This is a genomic window from Slackia faecicanis (assembly GCF_003725295.1).
GTDB lineage: Bacteria > Actinomycetota > Coriobacteriia > Coriobacteriales > Eggerthellaceae > Slackia > Slackia faecicanis.
This window is the reverse complement of the sequence record NZ_QICB01000001.1, coordinates 504,719-529,922: the sequence shown is the minus strand read 5'-3', so window position 1 is coordinate 529,922 and position 25,204 is coordinate 504,719. Positions and strand designations below refer to the sequence as shown.

The following is a 25,204-nucleotide window of genomic DNA, read 5'->3' as shown; positions in this document are numbered from 1 at the left end:
ATCGAGTATGAAGACGAACGAAACAAGAATGCGTCGTGCGATCGCGTGCTGCGCTGCAGCGACGATCGCGATCGCGCTCATCGTCGCCTGCGTCGCGTACGGCCCCGAGCTGTTCGCCTTTTTCGCCGACGGCCCGCGTTTGCAGGCATGGGTCGACGACCGCGGGATTTTCGCGCCGCTTGCCATGGCCGCGCTGATCGTGTTTCAAATCGTTGTGGCGGTTTTGCCGGGCGAACCGCTCGAACTGGGAGCGGGATATGCGTTCGGGTTCTGGGAGGGAACGGTGTTGTGCCTGGCGGCGGGCTTGGTAGGAACGCTGATCGTGGTCGCGCTCGTACGCACGCTGGGCATGAAAGCCGTCGAGCTGTTCTTCTCGCGCGAGAAGATCGCGTCTATGAAGTGGCTGCAGGATTCCGCTCGATTCGAACTGCTCATGTTCGTATGCTTCCTCATTCCGGGCACGCCGAAAGACATCATGACGTACATCGCGGGCCTGACGAATTGCCCTGCGTGGCGCATCGCCCTTATAACCACCGTGGGTCGCATTCCTGCGATCGTCTCGTCGACGGCGATGGCGGGATTCGCGGCGGCGGGGGATTGGACGGCTACGGCTGCGGTCGTGGCGCTGACTGCGGCGTTCGCCGTCGCCGGTTTGGCGGTGTATGCGATGGTCGTGCGTCGCGAAAAAAGCGCGAAAGCGCGGCGGCTTCGTCGGTCGGGCTTGCGTTGGGGGAGCGTTGCGACGAGGATGTGCGCCTTGCGGCATAGGCGGCACGGCGGGAAAGGAGGGGTCCCGACGTCGCGGTTCGTGCGTCGGGACCCCTCTCGTTCGTTTACGGACGCGGTTGTGCGTCGGCTTCGCCTGCGCGCCGCATCGCATAGCGGATCACGGCCGAGCGGTTGATCGTGCCGACCACCTTTCCGTCGCGCACGACGGGCACCTTTTTGAGCTTGTGACGCGCGAGAAGCGTGCAGGTCTCTTCGAGCGTCGAGCGCTCGTCGATCGAGACCAGTCGATCGGTCGCCACCGTTTTCACGGGCAGGGCCATCAGTTCGCGCAGGCGCTTGTCGAAGCCGCCTTCTTCGGCCATCGCGATGAGCGAATAACCGTCCATGACCAGGGGATGCTTGTCGGCGAGATAGCGCATGATGTCGCCGTCGGACAGAAAGCCCGTGCCGCGTCCTTCGGCGTCGACGACGGGCATGCCGCCCACGCGGCGCTCGACGAATGCCTCCATGGCATGCGCGACCGTGTCGGTCTCGTTGAGGAGGAAGGGTTCGCGCTCCATGATGGCGCCCAGCTCCGCATATTCGACGACGGGCGCCGCCGCGTTCTCGCGCCGTTTCGCCGCGAGCGCGTAGACGAGCGCGGTGCCGAAGCCGATCGCTGCCACCGCGGCGGCCACGGCCATCGTCGCGCCGAAGCCTTCGGCGCATGCGAGCCGGGCCGATGTGCCGTTCGCGATCGCATCGGCTTCGACCGAGGACATGATGCCCGTGTAAAGCGAAGGGCCGATGCATGCGGCTATCTGGACGAACGTGGTGGAAAGCGCCACGCCGAAGGGGTGCAGTTCGGGCGCGAGCGTGCGCAGGCCCGCGGTCTGCGAGGGCGAGAAGATCAATCCGACGCCCGACAGCGTGACGAGAGAACCGATCAGCATGGCGACAAGCGACAGGCTCGGGGCGCTTGCCGCGACGAGCGCGAAGCCGATCGTCACCACGGCGAATCCGACGGGCAGCAGGGGCCATTCGCCGTATTTATCCATGATGCGGCCGCCGAGCAGCGTGATGAAGGTGTTGGCCAGAACGGGCACGAGCATGACGATGCCGGCGAAAAACGCCGTGGTGCCCAGCGCACCTTCGAAATACAGGGGCAGAAGCACGCTCATGGAGAACGTCGACATCATGGCCACGGTCACAAGGAGCAGCGTCGGCCAGAAGCGGATGCTTTTTGCGGGGGCGAGGTCGATCAGGGGATGCTCGCAGCGAAGCTGGCGGACGATGAACGCGGCTCCCATCAGGACGGCCGCGACAAGTGCCGCGACGGCCGCAGGCGTGTTCATCGCCAGATTCGCCAGGCCGAACGACAGAAGGAACAGGGCGATCGAGGAAAGCGCCACCGACGCGAGGTCGAGATGCGCGCGGCCGATCTCGAGGTTTTTCACGAAGAAGAAGCCGAGAAGCGCGATGACGGCCATGGCGACGGCAGGTACCGCGAAGACGAATCGCCATCCGAAGCCGGTCACGATCGCGCCGCAGACCACGGGGGCGAATGCGGGACCGAATGTGATCATGCAGCTGCCGATCGACATATAGGTGCCTAGCTTGTTCTTGGGCGTGACGGCGAGGATCGTGTTCATCATGAGCGGGATGAAGATGCCCGTGCCGACGGCCTGGACGAGGCGCGCGCACAGAAGCATCGCGAAGCTTTGGGCGAACAGGCCCATGGCCGAGCCTGCGAACGCGAGCGCAGACGCCGAGAAAAACAGCGTGCGCAGCTTGAAACGGCGGTAGAAGAAGGCCATGCAGGTCACGACGACGGTGGCGACGATCATGTAGCCCGTGACCAGCCATTGTGCGGTGATCGAGTCGATGGCGTATTCGGCCATGATCGACATGAGCGCCATGTTGACGAGGTTTTCGTTGAATCCTGCGAGAAATGCTCCGCCATAGAGCACGCCGAGCAGCAATACGAGGGGTTTTCCCTGCATGGGCGTCCTTTCGTGTCCGATGTGCGAAACGCCAAGGTGCCGTATGCGGGTAAGCCTTGGACGGCAGCCTAGACTTACGTTGGAAGGAACTGCATGCTGCGAACGCTATTGTAACGAAAGGGCGAACGGCGCCGTAACCGCCGACCATGAAAGCTTCATATCGCGCGGGCGCGTATAGGGGAGGGCGGGGCGTTTCGTCTCGAAACGAAAAAGCGGCCCCGCGAAGGGGGCCGCTGCGCCTATCGAGTGCAGGTCGGCGCGGTTCCTGCAAGCGTCAGTATTTTCGCGCAGTCTGACCGCGCATGGAGGAAGTGCGGCGGGCGGCGCACCAAGGGGGTGGGTGCGTGCCCGCCTTCGGAAAAGCGTTTCGTGGAATCCGCCGCGACCAGGCGGGAGGGCCCGTATGCTGCCGATGTGCGAATCGCCCGCCGCCCGAAACGGAAAGGGGCGCCCGTCCGAGCGACTGCTGCTTTCGCGGTGGATGTTAACCACAGGAAACTTTATATCGCGCAAAAGCCGCTGCGTCAAGGTTTTTTTCGATGAAAGTGCTATTAAACATATAAAAGAAGTAGGCCTAACAAATAATGTGGTAATGAGCTGGTGAAACGTTGCTCTCGGCGCAATGGTGCATTGAAGTGCGCCCAGGATTCGCCGTCAGCATGCCGCGCATTTCTCCCCGTAGTCCGATCATTTCCGCTAATTGTTACAAAAATAGTTGCAATTAAAATCACGTTGGCTACAATAGAAGGCGTCACAAAGAGAGAGGGCGGGGAACGACCCCGCCGCATACGTACCAAGGAGCCCTACCATGTCTTTGATCAATAAAGAAATCGCCGACTTCTCCGTTGAGGCTTTCCATCAGGACGACTTCAAGACCGTCACCAAAGCCGACGTTCTGGGCAAGTGGAGCGTGTTCTTCTTCTATCCGGCCGACTTCACCTTCGTCTGCCCGACCGAGCTCGAGGACCTCGCCAATAAGTACGAGGAGTTCCAGAAGATCGGTTGCGAGATCTACTCCGTTTCCACCGACACGCACTTCGTGCACAAGGCCTGGCATGACGAGTCCGAGCGCATCAAGAAGATCCAGTACCCCATGCTCGCCGACCCGACCCATGCTCTGGCCAAGGACTTCAAGGTCCTGATCAAGGAGAACGGCCTCGCCGAGCGCGGCACCTTCATCGTCGACCCCGAGGGCCGCATCCAGTCCTACCAGGTCAACGCCGGCGGCGTCGGTCGTAACGCCGACGAGCTGCTCCGCCTGGTCCAGGCTTGCCAGTTCGTCGCCGAGCACGGCGATCAGGTCTGCCCCGCCAAGTGGCAGCCGGGCGCCGAGACCCTCAAGCCGAGCCTCGATTTGGTCGGCCAGCTGTAAGTCCGGACGCTTTCGGCCGTTCGGCCGCGCCGGACGGCGTTATCCGGAAATGAACGAGAACCCAGAAGAGGCCGCGATCGCGGCCTCTTTTTCTGCAAAGGAACATGTATATGGAACATGAGAATATGTACGATGCCGTCGTCGTGGGCGGCGGCCCCGCCGGCCTTACCGCGGCTCTGTATCTGGCGCGCGCCCGCATGCGGGTGCTCGTCGTCGAGAAGGATCGCTTCGGCGGCCAGATTGCCATCACGTCCGAAGTGGTGAACTACCCGGGCGTCGAGAAGATCTCGGGCGCGGCATTGACCGACACGATGCGTGCGCAGGCCGCATCCTTCGGCGCCGAGTTCATGGCGGCTGAAGTGCTCGGTCTGGATATGGACGGCGACGTGAAGACCGTGCATACGTCGAAGGGCGATTTGGGCGCCTTCGCCGTGTTGATCGCCACCGGCGCCCGTCCGCGTCGCGCGGGCATCGAGGGCGAGGCCCGTTTCGCGGGCCGCGGCGTGGGTTATTGCGCCACCTGCGACGGCGAATTCTTCGCCGGCAAAGAGGTGTTCGTTATCGGCGGCGGCTTCTCCGCGGCCGAAGAGGGCGTGTTTTTGACCAAATACGCCGACCACGTGACCATTCTCGTGCGCAGCGACGATTTCACCTGCGCTCCCGGCGCCGCCGCTGCGGCTCGCAACCACGAGAAGGTCACCGTGCTGACGAATACGGAAGCGACGGCCATCGAAGGCGACGAACTCATGCGCGCGCTGCACTATCGCAATAACGTCACGGGCGAAGAGTTCGTGTATCGTGCTCCCGAGGGCGACACGTTCGGTCTGTTCGTGTTCGCGGGCTACGAGCCTGCGACCGAGCTTGCGGCCGGCTTGGCCGAGATGACCGATTGGGGCTACATCGTGACCGACGAGGGCCAGCGCACCGCCGCGCCCGGCCTGTTCGCGGCGGGCGACGTGTGCTCCAAGGAGCTGCGTCAGGTGGTCACTGCCACGGCCGACGGCGCGAAGGCCGCCGCGTCCATCGAGCATTACGCGGTTCAGATGCAGGAGAAAACGGGCATCGTCCCCGCGCGCGTCGAGCATGCCGCCGCTGCGCCCCGGGCCGAGCAGCCCGTGGCCGAGCAGCCTGCGCCTCAGGCCGGCTCCGCCGCCGCTTCCGAGCTTTTCGACGAAGGCATGCTGGCCCAGCTGGGCGCGGTGTTCGCTCGCATGACGGCTCCGGTCGTGCTCGAACTGCATGAGAACGCGACCGCCGCTTCGGGCGAGCTCGTCGCGTACGCCGAGGCGCTCGCGGGGCTGACCGACCGTGTGGACGTGACGCGCGGCGAGGCTGCTCCTGCCGATGCGGCCCCGTTCGTGCGCGTGCTGCGCGTCGACGGAACCGACAGCGGCCTGGCATTCCATGGCGTGCCGGGCGGTCACGAGTTCACCTCGTTCGTCTTGGGCCTGTATAACGTGGCGGGCCCGGGCCAGCCGCTCGACGACGCGGCGCGCGAACGTATCGCCGCGGTGCAGGGCCCGGTCGACATCAAGGTGATCGTCTCGCTTTCGTGCACCATGTGTCCCGAAACGGTGGTCGCCGCGCAGCGCGTCGCCGCTGAAAACGGAGGCGTGCGCGCCGAGGTCTACGACATCGCCCATGCGCCCGAGCTCAAGGAGCGCTACAACGTGATGAGCGTGCCGTGCGTCGTGGTGAATGACGGCGAAAAGGTCCTGTTCGGACGTAAGAACATCGAGCAGATCCTCGACGCTTTGGCATAGGCCGCCGCCTTGTCGAAGCAAGCGCCCCGGTCGCGTGCCGGGGCGTTTTTGCGCTTCGCGGCAGGGGCCATGGCGTGTTCCCATCGCTCCATCTCGTATTCGAGCCAGTGCTCGCGCGGCTCTTTTCGGTATGCGTGATGCCTGCCTGGGCTATGTCGATGCAGCCGGCGGATTCGTGGAACGTACGCGCATCGTCGGCGCGATGCGCGAGGGGAGGGCGGCATGCATCGTCGTTCGGCTATAAAAAAAGAGCCGCGATGCGGCTCTTTTTCGTGATGCGGGAAAGGGGATTTACTTCTCCCACTCGCTGTAGTCGATGGCCTGGCCGTTCTTGCGGCGCTCGCGGTATTCCGCGGCGGCCGTGAACAGAACGTCGGTGGAGGAGTTCAGCGCGGTTTCGCAGGAGTCCTGGATCACGCCGATGATGAAGCCGACGGCTACGACCTGCATGGCGATGTCGTTGCCGATGCCGAACAGCGAGCATGCCAGAGGAATCAGCATGAGCGAGCCGCCCGCGACGCCGGATGCGCCGCATGCGGACACGGCGGCCAGCACGGACAGGATCACTGCAGTGGGAAGGTCGACGGCGATTCCCAGGGTGTGGGAGGCGGCCATGGCCATGACGGTGATGGTGACGGCCGCGCCGCCCATGTTGATGGTGGCGCCCAGCGGGATGGAGACGGAGTAGATGTCCTTATCCAGCTTGAGCTTGCGGCACAGCTCCATGTTCACGGGGATGTTCGCGGCGGAGCTGCGGGTGAAAAACGCCGTGAGGCCGGATTCCTTCAGCGTGCGCATGACCAGCGGATAGGGGTTCTTGCGGGTGAAGAAGTACACGATGAGCGGATTGGCGACGAAGGCAAGGAACAGCATGCAGCCGACGAGAACCAGCAGCAGCTTGCCGTATTCGGTGAAGATCTCGAGGCCGTTGGTGGACACGGCGGTGTAGACCAGGCCGAAGATGCCGAAGGGGGCGAGGCTGATGACCCAGCGCACGACGTGGCCCACGGCGTCGGAGATGTCGGTGAAGATGGTCTTGGTGGCTTCGGAGGCGATGCGCAAGGCGACGCCCAGCAGCACGCCCCAGGCCAGGATGCCCAGGTAGTTGGCGTTGACGAGGGCATCGACCGGGTTGGCGACCAGGTTCATGATGAGCGTGCTCAAAACCTCGCCGACGCCTTCGGGCGACGCCTTGTCGGCAGCCTCGAGGCCCTCGAGCGTGAGCTCGATCGGGAAGAGGTAGCTGGCGACGACGGCCGCTAGCGCGGCGATGAAGGTGCACAGCACGTAGAGGAGCATGATCGTCTTCATGGAGCCGTCGGCGTGTGCGTTGGTAAGCGCGGCGATGACCAGGAAGAAAACGAGGATGGGGGCGACGGCCTTCAACGCCCCGACGAACAGTTGGCCGAAGATGCCGAGCCATGTAAGGTTCGGCGCGATGACGCCGAGGACGGCGCCGAAGACGAGGAAGACCAAGATCCTCTTGATGAGGCTGATCTCGTTCCATTTCTGCCAGATTTTTTTCACCACAGGTCCTTTCGTACGTCGATGGATCGCGGCGCGACTGATTCGAATACCGTCGAGGCAGTCGCGCTGGCCACCTGAATGTCATGCATGCCACTATAGCCGTTTCCCGCTCTATTTGGCTGGAGTGCTTTTCAAATAAGGCAAAGGGCCGCTCACGGGTGCGAGCGGCCCTTTTCGGGTGAAACTCAGCTATCGGCGCCATTGCATCGCGCATCGCGCCTTCTTATGCCACGACGGCTGGGCGCTGCGTGTCGAACGGACGCAGGGGAATCGCGATCGTGGCGACGAACCCGCCTTCGGGGCCGCTCGAGAATCCGACGCGTCCGCCATGCGCGGCGGCGATGCGCGCCACCAGCGAAAGCCCGAGTCCGTGCTCGTTGAGCCCGACGAGGTCTTTGGGCGCAAGCGTCGGCTCTTCGCCGCACGGCGACGCGGCGGGTCCGGTCCGCAGCGCGCCGGCCGCAGCTGCCGCCCGGTATTCGTCGTAATGCGGCGGCGGCACGGGGCCTTGCGCGGGCTCGTCTTCCTCGACGGCGCTTGACGCGATCGCTTCGGCTTCATGGTTCAGACGCGCGATCAGCGCTTCGTCGAGCCCCTTGCCGTCGTCGGCCACGCCCAGGGCCAGCTGCCCGTCGTGCGCGTCGGCGAACAGGCGGACGGTGCATCCGCTTTCGTTATGCCTGACGGCGTTGTCGATCAGGTTGCGCAGCGCGCGGTCCATAAGGCGTTCGTCGATCAGCGCTTCGGCGTCGCGCGCCTCGTCGCCGACATCGGCTTCGATGGCGAAGGGGCCTTCGGGATAGGTGTTGGCGTAGTCGGCCGCGATGGAGCGCAGCAACGGCGCGATGCGCGCGGGTCTCGCCTCGACGGGCTGCATGTCGTATTCGAGCTTCGAGGCTATGTTGAGGTCTGATACCAGGTCGCGGATGCGCGCGTTCTGCCGCTCGATGATGCGGGCCGACTCGCGCGCCTCGTCGCCTGCCGCTTCATCGGCCGCGATGCGTTCGGCGTGTCCCATGGAAATGGCGAGCGGGGTGCGCACGTCGTGGCTGACGCCCGATACCCAGCGCCTGCGCGCCTCGTCTTTGCGCCGCATCACGGCGCTTGCCGCGTTGATGCTTTCGCCCACGTCGCGCAGCGACCCTTTGAGCTGTACGTGCACGGGCTTTCCGCGCGCCAGCTCGTCGAGCGCTTCGATCATGGGCGCGATGCTTTTGGCCACGCGGCGTTTCGACACCATATACACCAGATAGAGCACGGCGGCGTCGATGACGAAGATGAGCAGCGCATAGAGCGGCATGTGGCCGAGACTTTCCTGGGGGAGATACGACACCACGCTCATGGCGTAGGAGTCTTTCGGGAATCCCGTGACGAGCAGGCCGTCGTCGCGCTTCCAGACGAAGCAGGGGAAGTCGTTCAGGTATCCGCTGCGCGAAAACACGGCCACCTCGGAAAGCTCGTAGGGGTGTAGCACCGCGTCGGGGGCATTGCGGCTCCAAAGCACGTCTCCCTGCTCCGAAAGCAGCATTCCCCAGCATTGCTCGTAATCCATCCAGTCCGCTTCGTCGGCGGGGAGGGCATAGGCTCCGTCGCTTTCCTGCACGAGCGCTTCGCCGACGGCGCGCGTGACGCTTTTCGGCGAACCGTAGCCGAACGCCTGCGTGTTCTCGTAGATGGCGATGCCTATATATAAGAAGAGGTCCAAGACGAGCAGCACGACGCACACCGCCGCGAAGGCGATGGCCTGCTTGCCGAAGAAAAACGGCGCCGATGCGTTCCTGCGCGCCCGTTCCGCCCGGCGCCGGGCGGGCTTTTCGGCCTGGCGGGCGCGTGCGGCGTCGGTCGGTTTCATGCTCGCGGTCCTTTCTGCGCGATTAGCTTGTAGCCGATGCCTTTCGCGGTGACGAGCGAACGGGGGTGCGACGGGTCCGCTTCGATTTTCTCGCGCACGCGTCGCACATGCGTCATGAGCGATTGCTCGTATCCGAACGAATCGCCCCAGACCGCCTCGCACAGGGCGTCGGTGGTCACGATGCGCCCTGCGTTGCGTGCGAGGGCTTCGAGGAGGGCGCGCTCTTTTACGGTGAGCGATACGTGCTCGTCCGAATCTTTGCGCAACACGTCGGCGTTTCCCAGGTCGAGCACGCAATCGGCTAATTCGACGGTTTCGGGCTCGGCCGGATAGCATCGACGCAACACCGCGGCTATGCGAAGGGCCAGTTCTTGAGGGCTGAACGGTTTGGTGACGTAGTCGTCGGCGCCCGAACGCAGTCCCGAAAGGCGGTCGTCGGTCTCGTCTTTCGCCGTGAGGAAGATCACGGGAAGGGGAGCGTCGGGATCGAAGGCGCGCAGGTATTGGCATAGCGTGAACCCGTCGCCGTCGGGAAGCATCACGTCGAGAAGCGCAAGCTCGGGCTTGACGCGGCGAAACGCCTCGAGGGCCTCTTTGACGTTTCCCGCCTGGGTCACGTGCGTGAACCCCTCGGCGGAAAGCATCGACGCCACCATGCGCCTGAGCTCGGGTTCGTCGTCGACCACAAGGATGCGTCGTGATTTCAGATTCGCGTCGGTCATGGCGGCATGCTCCTTTCTCATCGCCTTCATTAAAGCACGCGGGCCCGGTCGGCGGAAACGCGCGCTTCGTTTCGTCAGGCAAATGTCAGGTCGGTTCAAGGTTGGCGCCGGCGGGTCTCGGTATCGTCGAATCACGCAATGGCCGTGCCGGTGCACGCCGGCATTCGAGAAAGGATTCGAAATGGCAGGGCATGTGCTCGAGGTGCAGGGCGCGACGAAGCGCTACGGAGAAAAGGGTCGCGATGAAGGGGCTCAGACCTTGGCGCTCGACGACGTGAGCTTTTTCGTGGACGAAGGCGAGTTCGTCGGCATCATGGGGCCGAGCGGGTCGGGCAAATCGACCCTGCTCAACTGCATTTCGACGATCGATTCGGTCACGAGCGGCGCGATCCGCATCGCAGGCCGCGACGTGACGAACCTCTCGTCGAAGGAGGTGTCGCGCTTTCGCCGCGACGAGCTGGGTTTCGTGTTCCAGGATTCCAACCTGCTCGACACGCTCACGCTGTACGAGAACATCGCGCTCGCGCTGACGATCCAGAAGGCGCCCGCTGCCGAAATCGATGCGCGCGTGCGCGACGTGGCGGCTCGGCTGGGCATTGCCGACATCCTGGAGAAATACCCCTATCAGGTGTCAGGCGGCCAGAAGCAGCGTGCGGCGGCGGCGCGTGCCGTGATCACGCGTCCGAGCCTGGTTTTGGCCGACGAGCCCACGGGCGCGCTCGATTCCCGATCGGCGACTCGATTGCTCGAGACGTTCGACCTGCTCAATAAAATGGGGTCGACCATCGTCATGGTGACGCACGATGCGTATACGGCCAGCTGGTGCGGTCGCATCGTGTTCATCAAAGACGGACGTCTGTGGGGGCAGCTGCGCCGTGCGGACGAGCCGCGCGAGGCGTTTTTCGCCAAGATCGCGGCCGCGGCGACGCAACTGGGAAGCGAGGCCCGCGATGATCGCTAAGCTCGCTTTCGCGAACGTGCGCAAGTCCGCGAGGGACTTCGCCGTGTATTTTTTCACGCTGGTCTTGGGCATCGCGGTGTTCTACGCGTTCAATTCGATCGCCGATTCGGCGGCTGTGGCGCGCATCTCGGAGGACTCGCGCTCGATGGTCGAGCTGTTGAGCATGGTCATATCGGGCGTTTCCGTATTCATCGCGGCGATTCTGGCGTTTCTGGTGCTTTATGCCGACAGGTTTCTGGTCAAGCGCCGCGATAAGGAGTTCGCGCTGTATCTGACGCTCGGCATGCAGAAAGGCGATTTGCTCAAGCTGTCGGCCGCCGAAACGCTGATCGTGGGCGCGGCCTCGCTGGCGGCGGGCCTTGCAATCGGCATTGCCGTGTCGCAGGGCCTGTCGAACTTTGCGGCGTCGATGTTCGATTCGACGGTCGAAGGCGTCGCGTTTTCCATATCGGGCGCGGCGGTCGCGCGCACCGCGCTGGCGTTCGCGGCCGTGTTCGCCGTCACCGTGGTGCTTAACGCGGGCCGCCTGTCCAAGGCGAAGCTGATCGACTTGCTGCATTCGGAGCGCAGAGGCGAGCGGATGAAGCTGCGCAGCCTGCCGCTTTCGTTCGTTTTGTTCGTCGTGTCGTGCGCCATGATCGGGGCGGCATACAAGCTGCTGGTCGACAACGGCCTGATGAACGTGAACGCGCAGCTTGCCGCCGCGACGGTTCTCGTGTGCGCGGGCACCGTGCTGTTCTTCTATTCGCTGGCGGGCTTTCTGCTGCGCGCGGCCCAAATGATGCGGCCGCTGTATCTGCGTGGATTGAACATGTTCTTCCTCCGTCAGCTTTCGGCGCGCGTGAACTCGGCGTTTTTCAGCATGAGCGTGATTGCCCTTACGCTGTTTACCGCTATGACCAGCGTATGCGGCGGTATCGGCATCTGCAACGCCATGAGCTCGGGCATCGAGGCGGGAACGCGCTACGATGCCACCGTCTCGACGACGCATGCCGTGTACGATTTCGGGAAAGACGACGGCAGCGTGCTTCCGGCCTACGACGCGCCGTTCGCGGAATTCGTGCGTGCGCACGATTACGACATGGCGCGCGGTCTGGCCGATAGCGCCGCCGCGGTGGGGGCGCCCGCGTGGGACTCCTTCGTGGAGCAAAGCGCGCAGCTCGACTTCTACGCTGCGGGCGTCACTTATGCCGACCTGCAGGACGCGTCGGGCGAATCGCTGTTCGACTACGTGGGGGCGGGCCTTTTGGCCGATGATGCCGACGAGATGGGCCTGGACGCCGTGGCGCTTTCTCGTTTCAACGCGGCGCGCGAGCTTGCGGGCCTCGATCCCGTGACGCTCGGCGAGGGCGAGTGCCTGCTGTGGAGCGACTTCGCCACCACCGCTCCGTATTTGGAAGCCGCGGCCCGCAAGGAGCCTTCGATCGCGGCGTTCGGGCGCGAGCTGCGCGTGCAGCCCGAGCTGTGCCGCGATACCCTCGAAGTCACGGGCGTCATGATGCGCGCCGGCGTCGTGGTGGTGGATGATTCGTGCCTTGCCGGGGAAGGCGTGCCGTATCAGTCGATCCTCGACGTGCGTTGCAGGCCCGGCATGCAGGCGGAGTTCGGGTCGTTCGCATCGGCGGTCGCGCAGACGCTCGATACGAACACGCAGCCGGTGGCCATGGTGCAGACCGCCGAGGACGTGCGCAGCCAGAGTTCGGGATTGACGGCGGTGGTGAGCTATCTGGCGATCTATATCGGCTTCGTGCTCGTGATCGCATGCGCGGCCATCCTTGCGATCCAGCAGCTGACCGATGCGTCCGACAACGCGCGCCGCTACGAGCTTCTCGAAAAGCTCGGCGCGCCGCGGCCTATGGTCGACGGGGCGTTGTTCAAGCAGATCGCGGTGTATTTCGCCTTCCCGTTGATCTTGGGCATAGCCCATACGCTATGCGCGATGCGGGTGGTGACCGACGTGGTGCGCGTGTTCGGCAACTTCGACATCGGCGCCACGAGCGCCGTCGCGGTGGCGTCGTTTCTGTTCGTGTACGGAGCGTATTTCGCGGTGACGTATTTCGGGGCGCGGTCTATGACGCGCAAGCGGAGCCGCTGAAAGCGCCGCGCCGTTTCGGCGACGGGCGCATGAGGGCATAAGAAAAGGCCGACACGCCTTAGCGGGTGTGCCGGCCTTTTGGGGAAGAAAGGCGCATGAGAGAGGTGCGCCAAAGGAGTTTGACCCGACCCGGGGTAAGCGGGCCGAATCGAAGGAGGTCCGATCCGTCACGAGGGGAACGGGCGGATCGGATAAGGGGCATGTCCGATGGGTGTCATTCGGAACGATTTGCATAATACGCCCCTCCAAGAGGTCGCAAATCGCTCGAAGGCCGGTATTCTCGAAGGGAAAATCGGATACTCATTTTTTAGTGACCAGTACAAAATCCCAGGTCACACACATTCCGAATCGATTATTTTTCAGGAGGCGCTCAAATAAAGGGAGCAATGCCCCTCCAGAGCGCTTCGGCGGCCGCGCGGGCCTGCGTTTCGGAAAGGGCCGCGAAACCGACGACCAAGCGGCATGCGATGCGTCCGGGCTCGGCGGTTTCTTCGTCGGCGCGAAGGCCGGCCGCCGCCGCTCCGAAGCTCGACAGCGCCGCAACGCGTACGTCTTGGCGCGCGAGCGATCGCACGAGCGCACCTTCGAGGCGTTTTTTCGCATCGTCGTCGCGCTCGGGTTCCGATTCGGGCTCGGCGGCCTTTCGCACGGCGCCGCCGCATGCCGAAGGACGCTGCCAGCCCGCGTGGGCCGCGGGTTTTTTCGCGGGACGCTCGGGGCTTTTCGCCTCGATGCGCATGATCAGGTGCAGGCCCGCATCGGCGTTTTCGAACGCGATGCGCTGCGCGGCGGGCGTTTTCTCGATCGCATCGACCAGGGCGTCGCGCACGGCGCGGCAGCGGGTTTTCGTGCGGTTGACGAACCGTTCGAAATCGCCGCGCTCCATGAAGCGGGCCAGGGCGATCTGCTCGATCGCGGACACGGTGCAGGAATAGAACCCGAGCCTGTCCGCGAACGCGTCGCGAAGCGCGCGCGGCAGCACCAGGTACGCGATGCGGAATCCCGGGCCGAGCGTCTTCGAGAACGTGTTCGCGTAGATGACGCGTCCCGATCCGTCGATGCTCGCAAGCGTGGGAAGAGGCTTTCCTGCAAGCCTGCATTCGCTGTCGAAATCATCTTCGACGATATAGCGGTCGGGCGATTCGCCCGCCCATGCAAGCAGTTCGTATCGTCGGCTAACGGGCATGGCGATTCCCGTGGGGAACTGATGCGAAGGGCCGACGTGCGCAAGCGTGCAGCCGCAGGCGCGCAGGGCGTCGATATCCATGCCGTGCTCGTCGAGCGGTATGCGGCGCACGGAAAGGCCGTGGGCTTCATAGACGCCCGGCACGCCCGCCGAGCACGGGTTTTCCACGGCGACGCGCGCGGGGCGTCCGAACAGTTGTGCGACAAGGGCGAAAAGCACCTGCGACCCCGCGCCCACCACGATGCAGTCGGGGTCGACGCAAAAGCCGCGCGTGCGGCGCAGGTGGTCGGCGATAGCGCGACGCAGGCGCTCTTCTCCGCGAGGGTCGCCGGCGCCGATCAGCGTTTCTTTCGGCTCGAGCGCAAGGGTGTCGCGCAGCATCTTCGTCCACAGGGCGAACGGGAAGGCTTCGCTCGATACGGCTTCCGGCGAAAGGTCGAAGCGCGAGCGCGCGGTTCGCGGGGCCGCTTCGCGCTTCGGGGCGTCGGCGCGCGTCCAGGATCGCGCCGCGGCACGGCGCGCCTCGGCCTGGGAGATGGGGGGCCGGCCCGCAGGGGCCGCGCCGCTGCGGCGTGCGGGCGCGCGGTCGTGCGAGGGCAGGGGAGACGTCGCGTCTTCGTCGGCCGCATCGGGGGCGTCGTCGTTTGCATGCTGCAGTTCGCAGGCGAAGTATCCACGCCGCGGCTCGGCGTAGAGATAGCCTTCTGCGATCAGCTGGGCATAGGCTGCTTCCACGGTGACCACCGCCACGTCGAGGTTGCGGGCCAGGGCGCGCTTCGAAGGCAGCTTCTCATGGGGCGCGATCGCGCCTGCTTCGATGTCGTTTCTGATGCATGCGCACAGATGCACGTACAGGGGGTTTTCACCGTGCGCGTCCATATCGTAGCTGAGCATGAACTGACCTTACTCGTTGAGAATCTGGCTTTATTCTGATTCTAACAAAAGGAATAAATTAATCTACTTCGATATGTCCAGAAAGATATTTTCCTGGGAAAACGTCGTTGCGCATTGCGCGATGGGCGGCTCTTGCACGCGGAGACCTTCGAGGGGCAGGGTCGGGTAGCCGTCTGGCGACGCACTGCCAGGGGCCCTCTCGGGGCTCGGCCGAACCGCGGATTCTGCACCCAACGGCCGTCGCCGATGCTTGCCGGATCGCCGGTGTCTGTCGGCGGCTTGCTTCGGATCGTCGCCGATGCTTGTCCGCGGCCTATCTCAAGCCGCAATAAGCGGCGCGTGCGCGCGGCGAGCGCCCGATGCGGGGCGAAAAAAAGCGCCGCATCGGGCGCTTTTCTCGGTATGCTCGAAAGCCGCTTAGGGCCGTATGCCGTCGAATGCGTAGAGCATCTCGATGACGCCTTCGCGCGTGCACGGCTCGCCGAGCCTGTTCTCGCTTTCCTCGAAGGGCAGAAGGCCGTGCTCGAACGCCCAAGCGGCCGCATCGGCGTCGTCGCCCGCGCCCGTGCGTTCGCCGACTTCCTTCTCGTCGGCGCGCGTCGATGCCGCGTCGCCCGCGGAATGGGCGGCGTCGGACGCCTGGCTCTCGGGGGTTTCGAGCAGCATGGCGTAGCGCCAGAACAGCGTGGCGAGCTCGCCGTAGGTCATGCCGTCTTGGGCCCTGAACGGCTCCGCGATGCTCAGGCCGTCTTCTTTGAGCCACTTCACCGCTTCGGCGTAGTAGCTTCCGAAGGCCACGTCCGAGGCGGGGTCGGCGAAGGAGGGGGCGTGGCCGAGCAACACTTCGCCGGGCCTGCCGGCGTAGCGCCACAAGAACACGGCGACTTCGCCGCGCGAGGCCATGTCGCGCGGCCTGAAGTCGTCGTAGCCGTCCGAACCCACTTCGGCGACGTTGCAGGCGAGCGCCCACGCAAGGGCGTCGTAGCAGTCGTCTTCGGGCGCCACGTCGCCGTAGCGCTGGGCTATTTCGCCGCCTTCTACGGTGACGCGGGTCGAATAGTTGTGGAACTGGAAGGCGCAGCGGGTGTAGCCCTCGCGCGCGGCGCTCACGGATGCATCCGATCGGCATTCGATGAAGCGCACGTCGTTGGCTCGGTTGCCGCCGAAGTTGTACAGGTTGCCCGAAGCCTTGCAGTCGCGTACCACGTAGCCCTCGGCGCGCTTCGCCGTGGTGACGGGGTTCTCGAAGATCGTCTGGTGCTCGAAGAAGAACCCGTATTTCGTGTTGTCGTAGGACACGCAGTTCTCGATGAGCATCGATTCGTCTTCCGAGTGCCCGATGCCGACGCCGAAGCCCGAGGCGCCCACCGATTCGGACGTCGCGTTCTTGCCGCATCGCACGGCGATGCAGTCTTTCATCGTGCAGTTGACGGGGAAGTCGGCGCCGAATCCGGTGCCGTCGGTGTTCATGACCTTCACGCGTTCCCAGTCGCAATCTTTGAACAGGGTGAAGAAAAAGCCTTTGCCCGAGGCGTTGTAGCCGTCGGGGTCGCCCTGGGTGGCCGATCCATCGATGGTGAAATCGGCGAAATCGGCGTTGACGAGGTATTTGCCCGTCTGGCCGCCGTCGTAGGAGAACATGTCCACGCCGTGCTTCGCCTCGACGGTTTCGGGGTAGGTGCCGAGCGGCATGAGGAAGGTCTCGTCCATGCCTGCGCCGACGACGGACACGTTGTCGCGCATGATGATGGCGTAGCTGCTCCACTCGTCCTCGTGGCTCCAGGAGAAGTAGTAGGTTCCCGCAGGAAGCCTGAGCTCGCCGCCGCCTGCATACGACGCGGCGTTGATGGCGTGCTGGAGGGTCTGCGTATTGTGCGCGGCGGCGCTTCGTCCCTGTTTCAGATCGACGTCGACGACGTCGTGTCCGGGTGCGCTCGTGCAGCCCGCCGCGGTCAGGACTGCGAAAAGCGCACATGCGCAGCAAAGCGCGCGCAGGGCTGCGGCGAGGGTTTTGTGCCGGGAATGCAAGGCGGCTCGATTCTCTTCGATGGACAAACGACACCATTCTATGCCATCGGCTGCGCTCGGTCGCGTATTTCATCCGCGCGCCGCCTTGCGTCTCCTTCGAATCCTCGCATGCGCCTTGGGGCGATCCCGCATCGAGGCGCGCCCCGCTGACGCCATCGCAGGCTCGGCAGGGCGCGCCCGATGCGGGCTACGCCTCGATGCGCAGGGTGGAGCCGTTCCGGCCCCTGCTTACGACGATCTTGCGGTCGATGGCCTCTTTGAGGTCGTCGACGTGGCTGATGATGCCGATGAGCTTGTCGCCGCCGGAAAGTTCGGTGAGCGTTTTGATGGCGAGCTGGAGCGACTGCCTGTCGAGCGATCCGAATCCCTCGTCGATGAACATCGTGTCGAGCTTGATGCCGCCTGCGTGGGATTGCGCGATATCGGACAGGCCCAGCGCCAAGGCGAGCGATGCCTTGAACGATTCTCCGCCCGAAAGCGATTCCGCGCCGCGCTCTTTGCCCGTGTAGTTGTCGCGCACGTTCAGATCGAGGCCGCTTTGCACCGATCTATTCGCCGCGACGCTGCGGCGAACGAGCTCGTAGCGGCCGTCCGTCATCGCGCGAAGGCGGCGATTGGCCGATTCGATCATACGGTCGAAATGCATGCTCTGCACATACGTTTCGAAGGCGACCTTGTCTTTGCCGCTCATCTGCCCGTTCGCGGTTTCCGCCAGCGCGGCTATTTCGCCGTAGCGTTCATCGAATGCTCCGACGCGCTCGGCTATGCGCTCGACCTGCTTCAGTTCGCGCCCATTGGCCTCTTTGCGTGCCCGCAGCCCCGCGTTGGCCTGCCTTTCGGCGGCAAGACGTGCGCTTGCGTGCGCCGCCCGCGCCTCAAGGGCCTCGGCGTCGTGCTTGGGCGTGTCTGCGAGGGAGCGCTCGAGCGTCTCGATGCGCCCCTTTGCGACGGCGAGGTCTCCTTCGTGTTTTTCGACGGCCGCGCGGGCGCGTTCGTGCGCGTCGTCGATCGCCTTGATGCGGCCGCGCAGCGCTTCGATCGAGGCGACGGCCTCGGCCTTGCCGGCGTGCTTGAGGCGTTTCGCCAGGTATTCGACCTCTCCGCGTGCGCGTTCGAGCCTTGCGTGGGCCGATGCGCGCTCGCGCTCGGCTTCGACGACCTGCGCACGGGCCGTGTCGGCCGCCTTGGCGGCTTCGCGCTCGAGCTTGCGCGCCTCGGCGAGTCTGTTCCGATTCCGCTCGGCCGTCTGCACGTGCTCGTCGGCCGCCGCGACGGAGTCTTTGGCGGCGCGGTAGGCGTCGGCAAGCGCATCCTTGCTTTCGTAGGGGATGCTCTCGAAAGCCGCCTTGGCCGTCTTGTCGAGACGTACGGCTTCGGCGCGTGCATCCGCCGCCTGGGAAAGCGCCGCGCGGGCGGCTGCTTCGGCCTCTTCTCTGCGTCTGCGCGCGCGTTCGACGCCTTTTCGCGCCTCTCCGAGCTTTCGGGCGTCTTCGCGCGCTTCGGCGAGGTCTCGTTCGACATTGCGCAGATTCGCGGCCGCTTCTTCGGCCTGTGCTTGCAGGCTTTCGGCCGAACCGTGCGCTTCGACGATGTCGCGATGGGCGCGCTCGCGCTCCTCGGCCGCTCCGCGCGCCGCCGCCGCTTCGGCCGATGCCGCGGCGGTCTTGTCTGCGGCGGCGTTCCATGTGCGGCGAAGGCGTTCGACTTCGCCTTCGCTCGGCGCGCTCGCGCCCGCCTCGGCGGGGCGGGGGTGCTCGGTCGAGCCGCATACGGGGCAGGGCGAGCCGGGGACGAGCGTGGCGGCGAGCACGCCCGCCTGGTCGTCGAGGTAGGCGGCGTTGGCGCTGCTCCAGTCGCGTTCCGCCCGATCCAAGCGTTCCTTCAGGGCCGTATACGTTGCGACCGCCTCGCGCGCCTTCGCCTGCGCCGCGACGCTCGCCTGCGCTGCGGCGCGCTCGCTTGCCCGGGACCCTTCGATGCGTTCGATGAGGTCCGTCAGGCGTTTCGTCTCGGCTTCGTGGCGCGCCGCCTGTTCGGGCGCCGCGGCCAGGGCCGCGCACAGCGCATCGCCGTCTTTGATGGCCTGTTCCTCTGCGCATCGCCGCTCTTCGGCTTCGCAGGACGCCTTCTCTTCCTGCTCGGCTTTCGCCTGGGCCTCGCGCGCGCTTCTGCCGAGCGCGGCCGCTTCGTTCCATGCGTTCCGGTATCGGTCGGTTGTATCGAAACGGGCTTCGGCTTCGCTTCGGGCGATGCTCGCCTGCGCGTACGTCTCGTCGGCGTTCGCGAGCTCTGCGATGGTGTCCGACGCCTGCTCTTTCTTCTGCGCCGCCGCCGCTTCGTGCGCGGCAAGCTTCGAGAGGCGTGCGTCGGCGGAGCGCATGAGCGCCTCGGCCTCGGCCGCTTGGGCGCGCGCCGCCTCGAGCGCATCGTAGGAATCCAGGGCGTTTTCTTCGACGGCGACCTCGCTTGCCAGCGCATCTCGACGGCCGAGCGATTCCGAGGCGGCGTCGAGCGCTCGCCGCGCCTCTTCGAGCGCCTCTTCGAGGGCCTGTTTCTTCGATCGCTCCAGGCCAATGTCGCTTTGGAGCTTTTGCGCGCGCTCGCGTTCCTTCTCGGCCCGTTCGACGTCGCGGCTTTCGGCCTCGGCTTCCGCGAGGCGCAGGTCGGATGCTTCGAGCAGGGCGGCGTCTCGCTGCGTCGCCTCCTGCAGCATCACGCGCAGCCACTCGGCCTGCAACGTGTCGGCTTCGATGCGGCGGTGCAGTTCGTCGGCTTCGTCGGTTCCCTCGTCGATGTGGACGGCTTTGGCGTGGAGCTTGAGCTCTTCGACCAGCGCCTTATGCTCGCTGTCCAAAGCGCGCTTGCGCGCGGCCAGGCTTTCCTGGAAGGCCTGGTAGCGTTCGGTGCCGAAGATGCGGCGGAATATATCGCGTCGCTCGTCGGTTTTCGCCGAAAGAAGCTTGCGGAAATCGCCCTGGGCGATCATGACGATGCGGGCGAATTGCTCGCGGTTGATGCCGAGGATGCCGACGATGGCATTGCTGACGCTTTTCGGACCGGTGACAACCGACCCGTCGGGCATGGTGAGCGTGGCGTCGGCGTTGACTTGGGTCATTCCTTTTCCCCGCCGGCTCTCGCGTTCTTGCGCGGGCCTGCGCGATACGGCGTAGACGCGGCCGCGGTATTCGAATTCAAGCTTGACGCTCGCCTCGAGGGTCGGCGCGGCGAAATCGCTGCGCAACGTTTTCGCGTCGCGATCTTCGCCGCTCGCTTTTCCGAACAGCGCGTACGCGATGGCGTCGAATATGGTGGTCTTGCCTGCGCCCGTGTCGCCCGTGACCAGATAGACGCCGTTGCGTCCCAGTTCGGAGAAATCTATCTCGGTCGTGCCCGCATAAGGGCCGAACGCGCACATGGTCAGATGGATCGGCCTCATCGGTCCTCCTCGCTTTCCTCGAGCGCTTCGCGCACCGTTTCGTATTGGCTCGCCGTCAGACCGGCGCCGTTCTGTTCGTGATAGAAGCGCGCGAACAGCTCGATCGGATCGAGATGGTCGACGTCTTCGGCGATGGCGCCGCACTCCGCCGCTTCCGTCGCCGTCGCGCGCGCGTTGTCGAACGAGATGCTCATCACGTTCGGGTAGACGGCGCGCAGCGCCGAAAGCGCGTCGATCGGCTGGAATTCGTCGGTCAGGACGACATGGATGTAATCGTCGCGCTCGCTTTTCGATAGGCCGGCGACCGTTTCTTCGCTGACCAGCTGCTTCAGAGGGCCTTTGATCTGGCGCATATCTCTGGCAGGGATAAGCGGGACGAGCTCGATGTCGACCTCGCCTTTCGCGCCCAGCGTGACCAGCGGCGCCGACTTCGGGTAACGGATTTCGGAGGCCGAGTATTTCAGGAGACTTCCGCTATAGCGCACCGTGTCGCGCCCGATGCGCTGCGGGCGGTGGATGTGGCCCAGGGCGACGTAGTCGAACGCGTCGAAGACGCTTGCGTCCACGTTGTCGAGGCCGCCGAGCGAAAGCTCAGAATCGCTGCGGTCGGGTTCGCGTCCTGCGCAGGTGACGAATTGGTGGGCGATCGCCACGTTGCGCCGGGCGGGGTCGATATCGCAGGATTCGACGACGCGGCGCATGGCGGCGGTGTAATCGGGGATGTCTTCGTCGGGAAAGAACGGTCGCACGAGCGCCGGCTTGAGAAAGGGAAAGAGCCAGAAGACGGTTTCGCCGTGTTCGTCGGTCAAGGTGCGGCTGACGATCGACCCGTTGTAGACGGGGGATATGTGGACGTCGTTTTTCTCGAGCAGGCCCGCGGCGTAGGCGATGCGCTCCGCCGAATCGTGGTTGCCGGGAACGATGAAGCATGCGGCGCCCGTTTCGGCGACCGCCGAAAGGAACCTGTCGAAGCAGGCGACGGCATCGGCGCTCGGAGCCGACCTGTCGTAGACGTCGCCCGCGACGACGAGCGCGTCGACGTTTCGCTGCTCGATGATGCCGATCACCGATTCGAGCATGCGCGACTGGTCTTCGAGCAGGGGGAATTCGTTGACCTGCTTGCCGATATGGAGGTCGGAAAGATGCAGAAGGCGCATAGGGGTCCTTTCGCTTATATCGTACCGATGTTCGTAATTTAGCGCACGGACGCAAGCGATGCAACCCCGGATGCATGGGAAAAGAAAAGGACACGGCGCCCTTCCGCCGTGTCCTCGATGCTTATGCGCGCTTGCGCGCCGTTTTCAGGGCTCCCTTGTCGCAGCGGTTGCCCCACGAATCGATCAAGTCGTCGTCGCGGTAGACGCAGACGATCTCGCAGTGGTTCGGGCATTTGCCGCACACGACCTCCCTCGTCTTGAATTCGAAGTCGTCGATGTCGAATTCGAAGGAGCGCCTCGCGCTTTCGGGCGCCGCGGCCGCGAGCAGCGCCGCGCCGAATGCGCCCATCAGGTGGCCGTCTTCGTCGACGGTCACGTCGCAGCCGAGCGCCTCTTCGAAGAAGTGCACGACGCCGACGTTTTTGCTCACGCCGCCCTGGAACACCACGGGCGAGACGATCTTCTTGCCTTTGCCCACGTTGTTCAGGTAGTTCACGGCGACCGCCTTGCACAGGCCCGCGATCACGTCTTCGCGGGCGTAGCCCATCTGGATCTTATGGACCAGGTCGCTTTCGGCGAACACGGTGCAGCGCGCCGCGATGTTCGCGGGGTTTTCCGAGGTCAGCGCGATCGGGCCGAAGTCTTCCACCTCGACGCCCAGGCGATGCGCCTGGCTCGAGAGAAACGATCCGGTGCCGGCGGCGCACAGCGTGTTCATGGCGTAATCGACCGCCACGCCGTCTTCGACGCAGATGATCTTGGAGTCCTGGCCGCCGATCTCGAGGATCGTCCTCACGTCGGGGTGGAGAAACGTGGTGCCCACCGCGTGCGCGGTGATTTCGTTTTTGACCACCTGGGCGTCGAGCATCGCGCCGACCAGACGTCGCGCGCTTCCCGTGGTGCCCACGGCCACCACGTCCACTTCGTCGCGGTCTATCTGGGAGGCCAGGTCGTCCACCACGCGGCCCGCGGCGCGGGACGGGTCGCCTTCGGTCCACAGATACGTGCGGGCGATGATGGCGCCCTTCTCGTCGATGATCACGCCCTTTGTCGAAATGGAGCCGGTATCGATGCCGAGGAATGCCGTGCGGCGCTTCTCGGAGGGGGTGCTGTCGGTCATCGTGAAGCCTTTCTCATGGCGATCATGTCGTAGAACGCCTCGACTCTGGTGTCGAGGCCGGTGTCGCTGGTCTGCGAGTCATAGCTGAGGAAGAGCACGGGAATCTTGCGTTCGCGGCTGATGCGTTGCAGCACGGGCATGCAGTCGATTTCGGGGGTGCAACCCGACGATTTCAGATGCACGATTCCGTCGAAGCCCTCGTCGGCGTAGCGTTTCGCCGACGCGATGGTGAGCGTCGAGGTGGGGCCCATGTCGTAGGCGACGTACTCTTCGATCTCGCGGCGCAGCTCGGGCTCGTTGTAGCGGATGTTGCGGTTGGTGACGTTCATCGAGCACGACACTTCGACGCCCATCGCGAGCAGCTTGCGCTCGATGTCGAGGTTGCTGCGCGGGTCGGCCGCCGTGAAATACTCGCCCACGATGCCGATGCGCAGCGCGTCGGCGGGCTTGTCGCGCTCGATCGATTCGAGCTTCTCGATGCCCGCGCGATACACGTCTTCCACGTCGCGTCGCGTTTCGCAGCGCGCCATTGCCGCGAAGAACTCCTCACGCGCCGCGTCGGAATCGCCCGGGTGCGCGTCGAATCCCGCCAGTGCGAGGTAGCGGGCATGGTAGGCGTCGAGGCATTCGACCATCTTGAAGGCCGCGAGCATGCCTTTGACGCCCTGCGCCACCGAAAGGTCGGGGTTGACCAGCTTCTTGCATGCGGCCACATATTCTTTCAGCGGCTTGCCTGCGATCTCGGCGAAGTTGAGCATCTCGAACTCGTAGCCCATGTCGCGCAGAATCGATTCCTGCAGCTCTCCGTAATAGCCTAGGCGGCACGGGCCCGTGAACTGCACGAGCACGTCGGCGCCCGCGTCGAGCGCCTCGATGTAATCGCCCAGGATGTGCTTGAAGGGCGCGCAGACGAAGTCGTTGCTGTGCATCGCCCCCAGCTCGAGCGTCACCTTGGTCGGCTCGCCCAAGTCGACGAACTCGGCGTCGAGCACGCGTTCGACGAAGAAGCGGAACACCACGTCGTAGTAGCTGTAGCGCAGGAAGGCGACCTTCGTCTTGGCGTGGCGGTCGCGCTTGCGTTTCGCGCGCTTGGCCACCAGCCTCGTGCGCACGCCTTCGGAATCTTCGGCGCGCACGTCGGCGCGCGGACCGTCGTCGTAGCGGCGCGTGAGCGTGTCGAAGGCGTCGATCGTGTCTCCGAGGAAGTTCGCCGCGCGCAGGGGCAGCGAGTCGTTGGGCCGCTCGCGCTCCAACGCGGTTTTATGCGGCGATTCGGGCGTCGTCATTGCAGGTAGCCTCCTTTCCGGCGATAGCGAAGGATGTCGATGAAGCTCTCGACGCGCGTCTCCAGGCCGGCGGTGCCGCTTTGGGCGTCGACGGTCAGCGAGAGCAGGGGGGTGTTGCCGGCGCGTCGGGCGATCGCGTCGTTGGTCATGGAATCGGGCCCGCAGGGAAACGCGCTGACCGCCACGATGCCGTCCACGCGCTCGCGCAGGCACAGCATGGCTCCGATCAGCTCCCTGTTGATGAGCCAGGGCATGGTCGAGGAGAACTTGCCGCTTTCCTTATAGGCGCGCTCGCGGTCGAATTCGTCGGCGAACAAGACCGTGACCCCCATGTCGCGCAGCGCATCGACGACCGGGCCGCCGATCAGGCGGTCGTGCGACACGTAGGGATGCGCCGCCACCAGGATGGCCAGCGACTCGTCGGCGTCTTCGTCGCGGCGCTCCTTGCGCGCCCGCTCGACGCCCTGCAGCGCCTTTTCGAACGATTCGCGGGCGTCTTTCTCGGCGCGCTCGAGCGCGACGCGCCCGGCTTTATAGGCGGCCTTGGCCTCCTTCGGCGTCGCGCCGAACTGTGCGGCCAAATCGAGGAAGGCCGTCCTCATGGACGTCTTGGACTGCTGGTCTTCGACGACGCACGAAACGAGCCTGATGGACTCTTCGTCGAAGGTGTTGCGCACGAGGTCGGGGAGGGCCTGGTACTTGGTGCAAAAGCTCTTGAAGCGGCCCAGGTTGGCCAGGCTCGGCACGAACACGGCGTCGCAGGCGTCGAGAAGCGATTCGACGTGGCCCATATAGAGCTTGGACGCCAGGCAGCACTCGTCGACGGAGCGCGCCGATCCGCGCTCGAGCATCGCGCGGTCGGACTGCCGGCTTACCACCACTTCGCGTCCGAGCGCTTCGAAAAACGCTTTCCAAGCAGGCGCGTAGCGGTAATACATCAAGGCCCTCGGCAAGCCGATCGAGCGCACGTCGGCGTAGGGGGCGCTGTCTTTATTCTGCGTGGGCATAGGATTCCTTCTAATATATGGTCGGAAATTCATTATTGCCGGCGTGCCCTCGCCTCGGGCGCAGGCTCGACGATTCGTCAACGTATC

Annotated in this window: 16 protein-coding genes; 5 read left to right on the top strand and 11 right to left on the bottom strand. The window is 64.7% G+C overall.

Going from position 1 to position 25,204, the window contains the following annotated elements; translation table 11 throughout:
- The first annotated feature begins 7 nt into the window (after positions 1–7).
- Complete coding sequence (locus DMP07_RS02360; protein ID WP_123197532.1) at positions 8–904, top strand: TVP38/TMEM64 family protein; 897 nt, start codon at positions 8–10, stop codon at positions 902–904.
- Here the strand turns inward: DMP07_RS02360 and DMP07_RS02355 are convergent.
- A complete protein-coding gene (locus DMP07_RS02355; protein ID WP_123197531.1) occupies positions 834–2,711 on the bottom strand; it encodes an MFS transporter in 1,878 nt (625 codons plus the stop codon). The two genes, DMP07_RS02360 and DMP07_RS02355, sit on opposite strands and share 71 nt — an antisense overlap.
- 808 nt (positions 2,712–3,519) lie before the next feature.
- Here DMP07_RS02355 and ahpC point away from each other — a divergent pair.
- Positions 3,520–4,083: an alkyl hydroperoxide reductase subunit C gene (gene ahpC, locus DMP07_RS02350; RefSeq protein WP_123197530.1), complete on the top strand. Its 564-nt coding sequence runs from the start codon at positions 3,520–3,522 to the stop codon at positions 4,081–4,083.
- A gap of 110 nt (positions 4,084–4,193) precedes the next feature.
- Positions 4,194–5,846 carry an FAD-dependent oxidoreductase gene (locus DMP07_RS02345; RefSeq protein WP_123197529.1) on the top strand — a complete coding sequence of 551 codons (1,653 nt, stop codon included), beginning with the start codon at positions 4,194–4,196 and terminating at the stop codon, positions 5,844–5,846.
- A 291-nt stretch (positions 5,847–6,137) separates the two neighbouring features.
- Here the strand turns inward: DMP07_RS02345 and sstT are convergent, their stop codons facing one another.
- The 3 genes from sstT to DMP07_RS02330 all read right to left on the bottom strand — a co-directional run bounded on the left by sstT (position 6,138) and on the right by DMP07_RS02330 (position 9,977).
- A complete protein-coding gene (gene sstT, locus DMP07_RS02340; protein ID WP_123197528.1) occupies positions 6,138–7,373 on the bottom strand; it encodes a serine/threonine transporter SstT in 1,236 nt (411 codons plus the stop codon).
- Positions 7,374–7,596: 223 nt separating this feature from the next.
- On the bottom strand, positions 7,597–9,225 hold the full coding sequence (locus DMP07_RS02335) for a sensor histidine kinase (protein WP_123197527.1): 1,629 nt from the start codon (positions 9,223–9,225) through the stop codon (positions 7,597–7,599).
- Positions 9,222–9,977 carry a response regulator transcription factor gene (locus tag DMP07_RS02330; protein ID WP_244594816.1) on the bottom strand — a complete coding sequence of 252 codons (756 nt, stop codon included), beginning with the start codon at positions 9,975–9,977 and terminating at the stop codon, positions 9,222–9,224. Before DMP07_RS02330 ends, DMP07_RS02335 begins: the two co-directional genes overlap by 4 nt.
- 151 nt (positions 9,978–10,128) lie before the next feature.
- Between DMP07_RS02330 and DMP07_RS02325 the strand changes: the two genes are divergently transcribed.
- Positions 10,129–10,908, top strand: coding sequence for an ABC transporter ATP-binding protein (locus DMP07_RS02325; protein ID WP_123197525.1), 780 nt, complete (start codon positions 10,129–10,131; stop codon positions 10,906–10,908).
- A complete protein-coding gene (locus DMP07_RS02320) occupies positions 10,898–13,003 on the top strand; it encodes an FtsX-like permease family protein (protein WP_123197524.1) in 2,106 nt (701 codons plus the stop codon). The genes DMP07_RS02325 and DMP07_RS02320 overlap by 11 nt, the downstream gene beginning before the upstream one ends.
- 370 nt (positions 13,004–13,373) lie before the next feature.
- Here DMP07_RS02320 and pdxR read toward each other — a convergent pair whose 3' ends face one another.
- From pdxR to DMP07_RS02285, 7 genes are all read right to left on the bottom strand, one after another.
- Positions 13,374–15,083, bottom strand: coding sequence for a MocR-like pyridoxine biosynthesis transcription factor PdxR (pdxR, locus tag DMP07_RS02315; RefSeq protein WP_123197523.1), 1,710 nt, complete (start codon positions 15,081–15,083; stop codon positions 13,374–13,376).
- 417 nt (positions 15,084–15,500) lie between these two features.
- Entirely contained in the window at positions 15,501–17,111 is a 1,611-nt protein-coding gene (locus DMP07_RS02310; RefSeq protein ID WP_148039626.1) for a hypothetical protein, read from the bottom strand.
- Positions 17,112–17,298: 187 nt separating this feature from the next.
- Positions 17,299–20,547, bottom strand: a complete 3,249-nt coding sequence (locus DMP07_RS02305; protein ID WP_123197521.1) for an AAA family ATPase — start codon at positions 20,545–20,547, stop codon at positions 17,299–17,301.
- The gene (locus DMP07_RS02300; RefSeq protein ID WP_123197520.1) at positions 20,544–21,704 is read right to left on the bottom strand and encodes an exonuclease SbcCD subunit D; all 1,161 of its coding nucleotides are present in this window, start codon (positions 21,702–21,704) and stop codon (positions 20,544–20,546) included. The genes DMP07_RS02305 and DMP07_RS02300 overlap by 4 nt, the downstream gene beginning before the upstream one ends.
- 121 nt (positions 21,705–21,825) lie before the next feature.
- Positions 21,826–22,824 carry an acyl-CoA dehydratase activase gene (locus tag DMP07_RS02295; protein WP_123197519.1) on the bottom strand — a complete coding sequence of 333 codons (999 nt, stop codon included), beginning with the start codon at positions 22,822–22,824 and terminating at the stop codon, positions 21,826–21,828.
- On the bottom strand, positions 22,821–24,110 hold the full coding sequence (locus DMP07_RS02290; protein ID WP_123197518.1) for a 2-hydroxyacyl-CoA dehydratase: 1,290 nt from the start codon (positions 24,108–24,110) through the stop codon (positions 22,821–22,823). The genes DMP07_RS02295 and DMP07_RS02290 overlap by 4 nt, the downstream gene beginning before the upstream one ends.
- On the bottom strand, positions 24,107–25,117 hold the full coding sequence (locus DMP07_RS02285) for an acyl-CoA dehydratase activase-related protein (protein WP_123197517.1): 1,011 nt from the start codon (positions 25,115–25,117) through the stop codon (positions 24,107–24,109). Before DMP07_RS02285 ends, DMP07_RS02290 begins: the two co-directional genes overlap by 4 nt.
- Between the last annotated feature and the right edge of the window lie 87 nt (positions 25,118–25,204).